This window comes from Pseudomonas sp. E141, assembly GCF_052659885.1.
Window position 1 is genome coordinate 2,020,227 of record NZ_CP084024.1, and the last position, 12,436, is coordinate 2,032,662.

Genomic DNA, 12,436 nt, shown 5'->3' on the forward strand with positions numbered 1-12,436 from the left:
GCGTATATCCTTGGCAGCTTGAGATTCTCTGCGCCTGTGACATCGCCATCGCGAGCAAGCTCGCTCCCACAGTGGTTTTGTGTTGTACCGAAGACCCTTGTGGGAGCGAGCTTGCTCGCGATGAGGCCCAACCAGGCGCCACAGCACTTTTCTGGAAACACCCATGCCCAACATCCTCCTGGTCGAAGACGACACCGCCCTCTCCGAACTGATCGCCAGTTACCTGGAACGCAACGGCTACAGGGTCAGTGTGCTCAGCCGTGGCGATCATGTGCGGGAACGGGCGCGGGTCGATCCGCCGGACCTGGTGATCCTCGATCTGATGCTGCCGGGGCTGGACGGCTTGCAGGTCTGCCGCTTGTTGCGGGCCGATTCGGCGACCCTGCCGATTCTGATGCTCACCGCCCGGGACGACAGCCATGATCAGGTGTTGGGCCTGGAAATGGGCGCCGATGACTACGTCAGCAAGCCCTGTGAACCCCGGGTCCTGCTGGCACGTGTTCGGACCTTGTTACGCCGCAGCAGCCTTACCGAGCCGCAAACGGTCAACGATCGCATTCTCATGGGCAACCTGTGCATCGACCTGTCCGAACGCACCGTGACCTGGCGCGGGCAAGCGGTGGAGCTGTCCAGCGGCGAATACAACCTGCTGGTGGTACTGGCCCGGCATTGCGGCGAGGTGCTGAGCCGCGACCAGATTCTGCAGCGTCTGCGCGGCATCGAGTTCAACGGCACCGACCGCTCGGTGGACGTGGCGATCTCCAAGCTGCGGCGCAAGTTCGACGACAACGCCGGCGAAGCCCGCAAGATCAAGACCGTGTGGGGCAAGGGTTATCTGTTCAGCCGTTCCGAGTGGGAATGCTGAGTCGATGTGGAAGCTGCTGATTCGCCTTTACCTGGTCACCATCGTGTCCTACAGCGCCGCGATCTATCTGATGCCGGAGTTGGTGGTCCGGCTGTTTCATGAGCGCTTCCTGAACTACAACCTCGATTACTCCCGTGGCCTGCAAACCTTGATGGTCAGGCAGTTCCATAACGTGCCCAGCGAACAGTGGCCAGCACTGGCGGCACAGATGGACAAGGAGTTCGAGCCGCTGCGCATCGAACTGGCGGCCATCGAGGATGAGGGTTTCAGCACCGACGAGCAGGCGCGTCTAAAGCGCGGCGAGAACATGGTGCGCCTGGGCGAATGGGCCTGGCGAACCTTGGCGGCCGCGCCGCTGGATGAGCGCACGGCGGTCAAGATGATTGTGCCCCCGGACCCGACCGAGGTTAGTTGGCTGTACTGGAGCATCAACGTGTTGATCGGTGCGACGATGCTGGCTTGCCTGCTGCTTTGGTTGCGGCCGCATTGGCGCGATCTGGAGCGGCTCAAACGCACGGCTGAACGCTTCGGCAAAGGCCATTTGAGCGAACGTACGCAGATTGGCTCCAGCTCGAACATCGGCAGCCTGGCCCACGTGTTCGACACAATGGCCGGCGACATCGAGCGCTTGCTCAACCAGCAGCGCGATCTGCTCAATGCGGTGTCCCATGAATTGCGCACGCCATTGACCCGCCTCGATTTCGGCCTGGCCCTGGCGCTGTCCGATGACCTGCCGCCGGCCAGTCGCGAACGGCTGCAAGGGTTGGTGGCGCACATCCGCGAGCTGGATGAGTTGGTGCTGGAGTTGCTGTCTTACAGCCGTCTGCAGAACCCCGAGCTTCTGCCCGAACGCGTGGAGGTGGCGCTGGACGAGTTCATCGACAGTATCCTGGGCAGTGTTGACGAGGACCTGGCGGCGCCGGATGTGGTGATCGATGTGCTGCTGCACGGCACGCTGGAGCGTTTCGTGCTGGACCCGCGCCTGACGGCCCGGGCGTTGCAGAATCTGTTACGCAACGCCATGCGTTATTGCGAAAAGCGGATCCAGGTCGGCGTGCTGGTCGGCGTCCAGGGTTGCGAGATCTGGGTCGACGACGACGGTATCGGTATTCCTGACAGCGAGCGCGAGCGTGTGTTCGAACCGTTCTATCGCTTGGACCGCAGCCGCGACCGCGCCACGGGTGGTTTTGGCCTGGGCCTGGCCATCAGCCGTCGCGCCCTGCAAGCCCAGGGCGGTACGCTGACGGCGCAAGCTTCGCCGCTGGGTGGGGCGCGATTGCGCTTGTGGTTGCCAACGCGGTGAGGCTGGGGGAGGGGTCAGGCGTTTATTGCGCTCGATTCAATCAGCGCCACACCCGCTTGCTGCATCCGCCGGATTGCCGCCTCCATCGAGCCGTCGATATCAATGCCCCGACAGGCGTCGAGCACCACAAACGCATTGAACCCCGCCGCCCGGGCATCCAGCGCCGAGAACATCACGCAGAAATCCAGCGCCAGCCCCACCATGTACACCGTGTCGATGCCGCGCTCCTTGAGGTAGCCCGTCAAACCGGTGGGTGTCTGGCGGTCGGCTTCCATGAAGGCCGAATAGCTGTCGATGTCCGGGTTGCAACCCTTACGAATGATCAGTTGCGCGTGCGGCAGGTCCAGGGCCGGGTGCAGCGCGGCGCCTTGGGTGCCTTGTATGCAGTGGTCGGGCCACAGTTTCTGTTCGCCATAGGGCAGTTGAATGAGGTCGAACGGTTGCTTGTCCGGATGGCTGGAGGCAAACGAAGCGTGCCCGGCCGGATGCCAGTCCTGGGCCAGGATGACCTGCCTGAATGAACCACCCAGGCGGTTGATCAATGGCACGATTTCGTCACCCCCCGGTACGGCCAATTGGCCTCCGGGGATGAAGTCGTTCTGAACGTCTATTACCACTAACGCGGTGGTTGGGGCAGTCATGAATGGGTCTCCTGAAAAATGGCCTCCACAGCTTAGTAGAACGCAACAAGATGTCCTTCGTCGCAAATATTCCAGGGTTGATGGCTTTTTGATATTTGGTCGGTACGGCCGTACCACAATTGAGTACAATCGCCGCCTTTCAACCGGGCATGGAAGCAGTTCGGCTTTCCAGTCACGAGAAAAAACCATGCTCATCGGCAGTTACTCTCCGGCCCTTGTTTCAATTTCCCTGTTTGTTGCGGTACTGGCGTCCTACACCGCGCTGGACATGACCGGCCGCATCGCGACCACCCAGGGGCGCGCGGCGCATTGGTGGATGGCCGGCGGTTCCCTGGCAATGGGCGTCGGGGTCTGGTCCATGCATTTTATCGGCATGCTGGCGTTCACCTTGCCGGTGGAGCTTGGCTACGATGTGTCGATCACCGCCTTGTCCCTGCTGACTGCCATCCTGTCCTGCGGCTTTGCCCTGTGGTTGGTCAGTCAACCGCAATTGCCGGCGTGGCAACTGGCTTTCGGCGCGTTGATCATGGGCGCCGGCATCAGCGCCATGCATTACACCGGCATGGCGGCGCTGCGGATGCAGCCGGGTATTGATTATGACCCCTCGTTGTTCGGGGCTTCGCTGGTGATTGCGGTCGGCGCTTCGGCGGCCGCGTTGTGGATCGCCTTTCGCCTGCGCCAGAACATCCCCCATGTACGTCTGGCCCGCGCCGGCGCTGCTGTCGTGATGGGCCTGGCCATTGTCGGCATGCATTACACCGGCATGGCCGCAGCGCGCTTCAGCGACGGCAGCTTTTGCGGTGCTCTGGACGGCTTGAGTGGCAAGGGTCTGGACAATCTGGTGCTGATCACCACGTTGGCGGTACTGGCCATCGCCTTGCTCACGTCGATTCTCGATGCGCGCCTGGAGGCCCGGACCGCAGAGCTGGCCCAATCGCTGACTCTGGCCAACCGTGAGCTGACGCAACTGGCCCTGCACGACCCCCTCACCGAATTGCCCAACCGCGTGCTGCTGGCCGATCGTATCGGTCAGGCCATGCATCGGGTGCATGAGCAGGGCGGCTGTTTCGCCTTGATGTTCATCGACCTGGATGGCTTCAAACCGGTCAACGATGCTTTCGGCCATCACATGGGCGACCTGTTGCTGCGCGACGTGGCCCTGCGCCTGCGGGAAGACTTGCGCAGCCAGGACACCCTGGCGCGGATCGGCGGTGATGAGTTCGTGCTGTTGGTGCAACTGGCCGAGCCTGACGATGCGTTGCGCCTGGCGGCCCGCCAGGTCGGGCTGATCGGTCGCACATTCCGGGTGGCCGATCATGACCTACAGATATCCGCCAGTGTCGGCATCGCGCTTTATCCAGGCAACGGCCAGAGCGCCGAAGAGTTGCTGATGAATGCCGATGCGGCGATGTACCACGCCAAGGGCGCCGGCAAGAACGGCTACAGCTTTTTCGATGCCTCGATGAACAGCAACGCCCGCAAGCAACTGCAACTGCTGCAAGACCTGCGCATCGCCGTCGAGCAGCGCCAGTTCAGCCTCCATTACCAGCCCAAGTTCGACGCTGCCAACGGCCGTCCGGTGGGGGCTGAAGCCTTGTTGCGCTGGACGCATCCAACCCAGGGCCTGCTGATGCCCGATACCTTCATCGACCTTGCGGAAAAGACCGGGCTGATCATTCCCATCGGGGAATGGGTGTTGAACGAGGCCTGCCGCCAGATGCGCGAATGGTACGTGCTTGGCTACACCGACTGGCGCATCGCGGTGAACCTGTCGGCCTTGCAGTTCTGCCACGTGGGCCTGGTGCAGAGCGTCGCCACGGCGCTGGAAATTCATCATCTGCCGGCCAACAGCCTGACCCTGGAAATCACCGAAACCACGGCGATGAGCGATGCCGATGCAAGCATGACCGTGCTGCAGCAGCTCTCGGACATGGGCGTGGATTTGTCCATCGACGACTTTGGCACCGGTTATTCAAGCCTGATGTACCTCAAGCGTTTGCCGGCCAACGAGCTGAAGATCGATCGCGGTTTCGTCCGCGACCTGGAGCACGACAGTGATGATGCGGCGATTGTCTCGGCCATCGTCGCCCTCGGCCAGGCCCTGGGGCTGCGGATTGTTGCCGAAGGGGTGGAGACCGACGTGCAGCAGGATTTCCTGACTCAATTGGGTTGCGATTCGCTGCAGGGTTACCTGCTGGGCCACCCGCTGCCGGCCGAGCGCTTCCTGCAGGACATTCGCAAGGCACAACGGTTGGCGCTGGCCTGAGCGGCCGCTCAGGGAACGATGTCGAACGCCGTGCTCCCCAGCCGTTCGCCATTGACCAGCAGATGCACCGCATGCCGGCCCGCGTAGTGTCGGCGGGTGGTCAGTTCGCGAATATGCTGGGAGCGGCTGAGGCTGACGCACGCTAGGGCAGGCAGGTCGAAGGTCTTGAGCTTGAAGACTTTGGCCGAGGTGCCGCCCGAGGCTTTCACGTAGTCGATGGCATAGTCGATCACCAGGCGCTGGCTCTGCTCGAGGGTTGATTGCACCTTGAACGACAAGGTAATCGGTTCGCCGAGACGAATCACCGCCGGCGTGACCTGCAAGTCCAGCACCTGGATGTGCGCCTTGCCGCCGACGCCGATAACCGCCAGTGCCCGCGAATTGCCTTGTTTGATCAGGCTGCGCAAAGCATGGCGGGCGATCCATGCGGTATGGCGATCTTGCAGGGACCAGCCTTCGATCCGGTCCAGCACCCAGTCAGGGTGCTGCTTGGTGATGTCGTTGAGATGATTGGCCACGGACTTGCGTACATACAGACTGTTGTCGGCCTTGAGGGCCTCAAGGATCGCGGCGGCGAGGTCGGGGTTGGCCTGGATCGGCTCCAGGTGGAACGACCAGGGCAAGCGCGGTCGACTGCCTTCGCTGGCCAGGCGACGGACGTGTTCGTTGGGGTCGTGCGCCCAGTCGTGCATGGCCTTGAGGGTGCGCGCCAGGTCATCGCGCAGGAAATGCCGCACGGCGAACTCCGAAGAGCCGAACCGGGTGAAATACTTGAGCGCATCCAGGGACAGGTCGAAGCTGTGCCGGCCGTAGGACGCCACGTAGTGGGGCAGGAACATGCTGACAAACATGCTGTTGAGTCGGGGCGCCAGGTCCCGCAGCACATCCAGCGACGCCTCGTACTCCAAGGGCAGTACCGCATGCAGGCACTCACTGACTCGCGCCATGCGTTGCATCACCGACAACTCGCTCAGCCCGTCATTGGCCATGTCCAGGAACGCCCGGCTATCGAAAGCCGGATACACCGCGCTCATTTCACTGGCGATGTGCTCAAGGCGTGTGGCGTTGAAGATTTCCTTGAGGGCAGGGGATGAGGTGGTGGCGGTGCTCATGGCGGGGTCCGTGCGGTGAGGTGTGTTGGACTTTATAGGGGATGTTGCTGCCAATGTGTAGTCCGGCCCGTGGCGAGGGAGCTTGCTCCCGTCGGGCTGCGCAACAGTCCAGCGGGAGCAAGCTCCCTCGCCACAGGGGCATCGCCTCAGACTTGCGCCACTTCACTCACATACTGGCGGATATGCCCCAACCCTCGTTCCACATAGGCCTCTTTCTCGCCCACCGGGGCAAAGTAATGCAGCACTTCCCGCGCGGTCTCCAGGCCCTTGAGCCGAGCCAGCACCCAGGCCGACAGGTACTGGGCGGAGAAACAGCCACCGGCGGTAGCGATGTTGCCATTGGCGTGGAACGCCTGGTTGACCACGTTGACACCCGCCGCCACGACCCATGGTTTACTGGTGGTGTCGGTGCAGGCCGGTGCCTGGCCGAGCAGCCCCAGGCGTGCCAGCAGGAATGTGCCGGAGCATTGGGAACCGAGCAACTGGCGCGTCGGGTCCAGGCGCAGCCGGCTCATGATGGCCGGGTTGTCGGCCACTTCCCGGGTCTTCATGCCGCTGCCAAACAACACGGCGTCGGCCTTGCAGGCCTGCTCCAGGTCGATCTGGGCGTCGATGGTCAAACCATTCATGGACGTGACGCGCGGGGTAGGTGAAGCGATGCTCACGCGCCAATCCTTATCGCCGATCAGGGAAATACGGCTGAGCATGCCGTAGGCAATCAGTGAGTCCAGTTCGTTGAAGCCGTCGAAGGTCAGAATGGCGATGTGCATGGCGAGCCCCGGTTTTTATAAATGGCTTTTTTGCCAGCCTACGCCGGTTGTCGGCATCACCGCCCCGTACAGTCGGCGACGGATTCGTCGCTACAGTAAAAGGAATGATTCGCCGCCGTTGAAGTCGGAGATTTCAGTATTCTCGAAATCACTGGAGTTTTTATGCGCAAGCCTACCCTGATCGCCAGCCTGGTCCTGATCGCCGGTCTCGGAGCCTTTGGCCCTGTGGCGCAAGCGGTCGAGGCCACCGGAGATGCGGTGGAACATTCACCCAACAATGGTCGCCGGTTGGTGGAGGCCGACCGGACGCCGTCTGAATATCAGCGCTCGGACAAGGCCATTAAAAACTGGAAGGAGAAGGGGCTCGAAGCACCCGAAGAAGGCGCGCAATGGGTGCAGATCCATGACAAATACGTGATGGTAGTAATTGCCTCCGGCCGCATTCTGAAAATCACCCCCGCCACACGCTAGTCCTTTGAGCTCACTTCGCCTTTGTCCCACAGGCGAACCAGCTCGCCGGGTGCCTGGTCTTCAGGCACCTGCAGCACCATTTCGTCGTCCTGGTCGTTGGCGCGATAGCGCACCTCGATCCGGAAAAAACGCTGGTCGCCACGCCCCGGTGCCGCCGAGTCCAGCGGCAGACACCCTTCCAGTACCGAACAGATACGCGTGCGCTGGTCGAGATCGCACTGGGAGAAATCGATTTCCCGAGGGCGAGTCAAGCCGGGCATCGCCGCCACGCCGCCCTGGCGGGACAGCCGCACCACGGCGTGATCATCGAGGTTTGGAAGGGGTTTCATCAGTGCTCCTCGGTTAAATCGACGCCAACCTGAGCCCAGCCGTTCTGCACCGCCTGCACTTCCCGGATGCCAAAGCGCTGGCGGGCGTGCTCGACGGTCAAGCGGGCGAAGTCGCTGAAGGAGGCGTCGTTGGCCAGTCTTCTGTCGCACAAGGTTTCATACCAGATCCGGCCGGCCTTTTCCCAGGCAAATCCGCCCAGCGTGGTGGCCGCCAGATAGAAGGCGCGGTTGGGAATGCCGGAATTGATGTGCACGCCGCCGTTGTCCTCGCGGGTGATGACGAATTCACGCATGTGCGCCGGTTGCGGGTCCTTGCCCAGCAGCGGGTCATCGTAGGCCGTGCCGGGGTTGGACATGCTGCGCAGGCCGTCACCGTTGATCTTGTCAGTGAGCAGGTCGGCGCCGATCAGCCAGTCGGCCTGGTCGGCGGTCTGTTCGAGGACGAACTGCTTGACCAGCACCCCGAATACATCGGACATGGACTCGTTCAACGCCCCAGACTGGTTGGCGTAGATCAATCCGGCTTCGCTTTCGGTCACGCCATGGGCCAACTCGTGGGCCACCACGTCGAGGGAGCGGGTGAAACGCTGGAAGATTTCCCCATCGCCGTCGCCGAACACCATCTGCGCGCCGTTCCAGAAGGCGTTTTCGTAGTCCTGGCCGTAATGCACGCTACCCACCAGGGCGAAGCCTTTGTTGTCGATGGAGTCGCGCCCCAGCACTTTCCAGAAAAAATCGTAGGTGGCGCCGAGGGCATCGTAGGCCTCGTCCACGGCCGGGTCGCCAGTGGCTGCCTGACCTTCGAGGCGTACCGGCTGGCCGGGCAGTTCCATGGTGTTTTGTGCGTCATGCACGCTGCGCTGGGGTTGGCCGGGCTTGCCGGGCCTGGGCAGCGCTGCGGCGGCGGGCGGGGTGTGCGGCGGACCGGGGTTGTGCCGCAGATTGCGTACGTGGGTCAGGGTGCCGAGGGCGCTGGAGCGTTGATGTTCGGAACCGTGGGCGATGATTCGGTTGAGGATATAGGGAGGAATGAAGCCGTGGAGCGGGCGAAAGTCGATCATCAGAACATCCTTATCTGAAATACAGGGTCGATACCCATGTGAACCGAAGCGACCGCTGCGGTTCCCTTGTGCACCCAATACACAAAAGTTTGCCAGACACGCGGATTTCTGCGAAAACCCGCGCCTGAACCACACGGGAGTAGCCCATGAACGAAGAACTGCACATCATCGACCTGGAGCAGGGCGACGGCAAAAGCGTAGTCAAAGGCGCGCTGATCACCACCCAATACCGTGGCACGCTGGAAGACGGCACCGAATTCGATTCGTCCTACAGTCGAGGCAAACCTTTTCAATGCGTGATTGGCACCGGTCGAGTGATCAAGGGCTGGGACGTCGGCCTGATGGGCATGAAGGTCGGCGGCAAACGCAAGCTGTGGGTGCCGGCGAATCTGGCCTATGGTGAACGGTCCATGGGCGCTCACATCAAGCCGGGCGCCAATCTGATTTTCGAAATCGAGCTGCTGGAAGTGCTGACCCGCGACGATTGAAAGTGTTGCTACTATCTGAAGTCCTGCCATGGCTCGATTCGTCGGGGGGCGAAATATGAATGCAGAGCAACATGACCTTGGGGTGTCCCAGGTCGCCGCGGCCATTGCCGAACCGGCCCGCACCCGAATGCTGTGCGCGTTGATGGACGGCCATGCCCGAACCAGCACGGAGTTGGCGAGCATCGCCGATGTCAGTGCCTCTACCGCCAGCAGCCATTTGGCGAAGCTCAAGGAACTGGCCTTGGTGCGTTTGTACGTCCAGGGCCGACATCGCTATTACAGCCTGGCGGATAAGCGGGTTGCCCAGGCGCTGGAAGCGTTGATGGTGATCGGCCAGAACGCCGCCCCGACCTTCACCCCGCGCACCCCGGATCGCCTGCAATTCGCCCGCACCTGCTACGACCACATGGCCGGCACGCTGGCGGTGCGCATGCATGATCGGATGCTTGAAGCTGGATGGCTGGTGGATGTGGAAGGCAAAGGGTATCGCCTGAGTGACTCCGGCGAAGCGCTGTTCCAAGGGCTGGGCATTGATGTCCAGGCGCTTGCCGGTCAGCGACGCCGATTTGCCTGTCCATGCCTGGACTGGAGCATGCGCCGTCCGCACCTGGGGGGCGCCTTGGGCGCGGCGTTGCTGCAAGTGGCGATCAAGCGCAAATGGGTGGTTCAGGACCTGGATAGCCGGGCGCTGGGGTTGACGACCAGTGGGCGCAAGGAAATGGCGGCGCGATTGGGTGTCGATGTCGAGATGGATGTCGGACCTGCTGGCGCCATCGCGAGCAGGCTCGCTCCCACAGTGGACCTGCGCTGAACACATGATCGATGGCCACCGACAAACCCTGTGGGAGCGAGCTTGCTCGCGATGGCGCCAGCAGGTCCGACATCCATGCAAGCTGATCCACCGCCATCGCGAGCAAGCTCGCTCCCACAGTGGAATTGCGCTGAACACATGATCGATGTCCACCGACAGATCCTGTGGGAGCGGGCTTGCCCGCGAAGGGGCCTTCACATCCAACATCCATGCAAGCTGATCCACCGCCTTCGCGAGCAAGCTCGCTCCCACAGTGGAATTGCGCTGAACACATGATCGATGGCCACCGACAGACCCTGTGGGAGCGGGCTTGCCCGCGAAGGGGCCTTCACATCCAACATCCATGCAAGCTGATCCACCGCCTTCGCGAGCAGGCTCGCTCCCACAGTGGAATTGCGCTGAACACATGATTGATGGCCAACGACAGACCCTGTGGGAGCGAGCCTGCTCGCGATAGCGATTCCCGAACCACCCTCATTATCCAGCCATGTGCCTGCGCCGATACTCATCCGGCGTGGTGCCCATCATTTTGCGAAACATGCTGATGAACGCCGAGGCGCTGCTGTAGCCCAGGTCCAGGCCGATGGTTTCCACGCTCTGCCCTCGTTCGAGCAGGGCCAGGGCCTCGATGACCTTCAGGCGCTGGCGCCACTCCACCAGTGACATGCCCAGGTCCCGCTGGGCCCGGCGCATCAGTGTGCGTTCGGTGGTGTTGGCGGCGCGGGCCAATTGCGGCAGGGAGCGTGGGTCGCTGGGATTCGCCTCAAGGGTCCGCAACACGGGGCCCAGCAGTGGATCATCCGAGGAGGGCAAGTAACTGCCGGCATGGGGCGCCTGGATCAGCTTGTCCACCAGCACCTGCAACAAGCGCTGCTGCTCGGGCGTCTGAGGTTGGCTCGGCGGGTCGCTGCGCAGCTCTTCCAGCAACGCGCGGATCAGCGGGCTCAAGGTCAGCGCGCAAGGTACGGCCGGCAGCGCAGCGCACAGTTCGGCCGCCAGGTACAACGAACAATGACAGGCTTCATGCCGATTGAACCCAACGTGTTCCATGTCCGGCGGTAACCAGATGCCGTACTGCGGTGGTGCCAGGTAATGGTGCTGGGCGATCTCGATTTCCATCACCCCACTGTAGGAGTAGACGAACTCTCCCCAGGCATGCCGGTGCCGAGGGTAAGTGGCGTGGGCCGGCATGCAGGCGCTGCGAAAGAAAATCGGCGAGGGCAGGGCCGCGTCGAACGGAGGAATCTTCAGATGTTGAGCTGGAGGCTGCATATCGACCGTAATGGCGGATTACCGGGATGGCTTGTCGGGTAATCACTATATCCAGCAAAGGTGTCAGGCAGACAATCCTTTCATCCATTTCTGCCCAAGGATCTTTCCCATGACCACCCGCCGTGCCCTGGATGGCCAGGTCAGTGCCCTGATGACGGGCCTTTGTGCCATCTGGGGTTTCCAGCAAGTCGCGATCAAGGCCAGCGCCGCCGACATGGCGCCGATGCTGCAACTGGGCGTGCGCTCGGCCATCGCTGCGGTACTGGTCTGGCTGTTGGTGCTGGCGCGCGGTGAACGCCTGTCCCTGGCCGATGGCAGTTGGCGTCCCGGCCTGTTGGTGGGGCTGTTGTTTGCCCTGGAGTTCGTGATGGTGGGCGAAGGCCTGCGCCATACGACGGCTTCGCACATGGTGATTTTCCTCTACACCGCGCCGATGTTCGCCGCTCTGGGCCTGCACTGGAAACTGCCGAGCGAACGTCTAAAACCTCTGCAATGGCTGGGTATCGCCGTGGCATTCGGCGGTATTGTTGTGGCGTTCAGCGGAGGGACGGGGGCGGCGAACGGCAGTTCGTTACTGGGTGATGGAATGGGGCTGCTGGCCGGTGCGCTCTGGGGGGCTACGACGGTGACGGTGCGTTGTTCACGCTTGACGAACCTGCCCGCCAGCCAGACGTTGCTGTACCAATTGGTCGGCGCCGGGGTGCTGCTGGTAGGGATGTCGGTGGTGCTGGGGCAAACGTCGATCAACCCCACACCGCAACTGCTGGCTAGCCTGGCCTTTCAAGTGTTGCTGGTGTCTTTCGCCAGTTTTCTGATCTGGTTTTCCCTGCTGCGCCGCTACCTGGCTTCGCAGTTGGGGGTGCTGTCGTTCATGACGCCGCTGTTTGGCATCGGTTTTGGTGTCTGGTTATTGGATGAACCGCTGGAGCCGAACTTCATCGTCGGTGCCGCTCTGGTGCTGAGCGGTATTGTGCTGGTCAGTGGTGCCGGGTGGTTTTACCAGCGCTGGGGGCAATGGGGATTATTGCGTCGGGGGTAGTAGGTACA

The 12,436-nt window shown here is 62.2% G+C and carries 13 protein-coding genes; 7 read left to right on the forward strand and 6 right to left on the reverse strand.

The genetic code is table 11. From position 1 onward, the window contains the following. The first annotated feature begins 163 nt into the window (after positions 1 to 163). Both GKKCFE_RS09195 and GKKCFE_RS09200 read left to right on the forward strand, forming a co-directional pair. Positions 164 to 865 carry a response regulator transcription factor gene (locus GKKCFE_RS09195; protein ID WP_047227621.1) on the forward strand — a complete coding sequence of 234 codons (702 nt, stop codon included), beginning with the start codon at positions 164 to 166 and terminating at the stop codon, positions 863 to 865. 4 nt (positions 866 to 869) lie between these two features. Further along, on the forward strand, positions 870 to 2,168 hold the full coding sequence (locus GKKCFE_RS09200; protein WP_139050569.1) for an ATP-binding protein: 1,299 nt from the start codon (positions 870 to 872) through the stop codon (positions 2,166 to 2,168). A gap of 14 nt (positions 2,169 to 2,182) precedes the next feature. Here GKKCFE_RS09200 and pncA read toward each other — a convergent pair whose 3' ends face one another. Next, a complete protein-coding gene (pncA, locus tag GKKCFE_RS09205; protein WP_139050568.1) occupies positions 2,183 to 2,809 on the reverse strand; it encodes a bifunctional nicotinamidase/pyrazinamidase in 627 nt (208 codons plus the stop codon). Between the two features lie 187 nt (positions 2,810 to 2,996). Here pncA and GKKCFE_RS09210 point away from each other — a divergent pair, with 187 nt between their 5' ends. Next, complete coding sequence (locus tag GKKCFE_RS09210; protein ID WP_139050567.1) at positions 2,997 to 5,075, forward strand: putative bifunctional diguanylate cyclase/phosphodiesterase; 2,079 nt, start codon at positions 2,997 to 2,999, stop codon at positions 5,073 to 5,075. 8 nt (positions 5,076 to 5,083) lie between these two features. Here the strand turns inward: GKKCFE_RS09210 and GKKCFE_RS09215 are convergent, their stop codons facing one another. Both GKKCFE_RS09215 and GKKCFE_RS09220 read right to left on the reverse strand, forming a co-directional pair. Then, positions 5,084 to 6,187, reverse strand: a complete 1,104-nt coding sequence (locus GKKCFE_RS09215) for a DNA alkylation repair protein (protein ID WP_445577766.1) — start codon at positions 6,185 to 6,187, stop codon at positions 5,084 to 5,086. 146 nt (positions 6,188 to 6,333) lie between these two features. After that, positions 6,334 to 6,957: a DJ-1/PfpI family protein gene (locus tag GKKCFE_RS09220; RefSeq protein WP_139050565.1), complete on the reverse strand. Its 624-nt coding sequence runs from the start codon at positions 6,955 to 6,957 to the stop codon at positions 6,334 to 6,336. 162 nt (positions 6,958 to 7,119) lie between these two features. On the opposite strand from GKKCFE_RS09220, the gene GKKCFE_RS09225 reads away from it, so the two are divergent. Further along, positions 7,120 to 7,428 (forward strand): RcnB family protein, encoded by a 309-nt coding sequence (locus GKKCFE_RS09225; RefSeq protein ID WP_047227615.1) that lies wholly within the window; start codon positions 7,120 to 7,122, stop codon positions 7,426 to 7,428. Here the strand turns inward: GKKCFE_RS09225 and GKKCFE_RS09230 are convergent. Together GKKCFE_RS09230 and GKKCFE_RS09235 are read right to left on the reverse strand one after the other, a co-directional pair. Beyond that, complete coding sequence (locus GKKCFE_RS09230; RefSeq protein ID WP_139050564.1) at positions 7,425 to 7,757, reverse strand: protealysin inhibitor emfourin; 333 nt, start codon at positions 7,755 to 7,757, stop codon at positions 7,425 to 7,427. The two genes, GKKCFE_RS09225 and GKKCFE_RS09230, sit on opposite strands and share 4 nt — an antisense overlap. Further along, the gene (locus tag GKKCFE_RS09235; RefSeq protein ID WP_047227613.1) at positions 7,757 to 8,818 is read right to left on the reverse strand and encodes a M4 family metallopeptidase; all 1,062 of its coding nucleotides are present in this window, start codon (positions 8,816 to 8,818) and stop codon (positions 7,757 to 7,759) included. The genes GKKCFE_RS09230 and GKKCFE_RS09235 overlap by 1 nt, the downstream gene beginning before the upstream one ends. Positions 8,819 to 8,964: 146 nt before the next feature. Between GKKCFE_RS09235 and GKKCFE_RS09240 the strand changes: the two genes are divergently transcribed. Both GKKCFE_RS09240 and GKKCFE_RS09245 read left to right on the forward strand, forming a co-directional pair. Further along, positions 8,965 to 9,306 carry an FKBP-type peptidyl-prolyl cis-trans isomerase gene (locus GKKCFE_RS09240; RefSeq protein ID WP_076385304.1) on the forward strand — a complete coding sequence of 114 codons (342 nt, stop codon included), beginning with the start codon at positions 8,965 to 8,967 and terminating at the stop codon, positions 9,304 to 9,306. 55 nt (positions 9,307 to 9,361) lie between these two features. Next, a complete protein-coding gene (locus GKKCFE_RS09245; RefSeq protein WP_445577767.1) occupies positions 9,362 to 10,117 on the forward strand; it encodes an ArsR/SmtB family transcription factor in 756 nt (251 codons plus the stop codon). 477 nt (positions 10,118 to 10,594) lie between these two features. Here the strand turns inward: GKKCFE_RS09245 and GKKCFE_RS09250 are convergent, their stop codons facing one another. Then, positions 10,595 to 11,389 carry an AraC family transcriptional regulator gene (locus GKKCFE_RS09250; protein WP_047227610.1) on the reverse strand — a complete coding sequence of 265 codons (795 nt, stop codon included), beginning with the start codon at positions 11,387 to 11,389 and terminating at the stop codon, positions 10,595 to 10,597. A 109-nt stretch (positions 11,390 to 11,498) separates the two neighbouring features. Here GKKCFE_RS09250 and GKKCFE_RS09255 point away from each other — a divergent pair, with 109 nt between their 5' ends. After that, positions 11,499 to 12,428 carry a DMT family transporter gene (locus tag GKKCFE_RS09255; RefSeq protein ID WP_139050561.1) on the forward strand — a complete coding sequence of 310 codons (930 nt, stop codon included), beginning with the start codon at positions 11,499 to 11,501 and terminating at the stop codon, positions 12,426 to 12,428. Positions 12,429 to 12,436 lie beyond the last annotated feature (8 nt).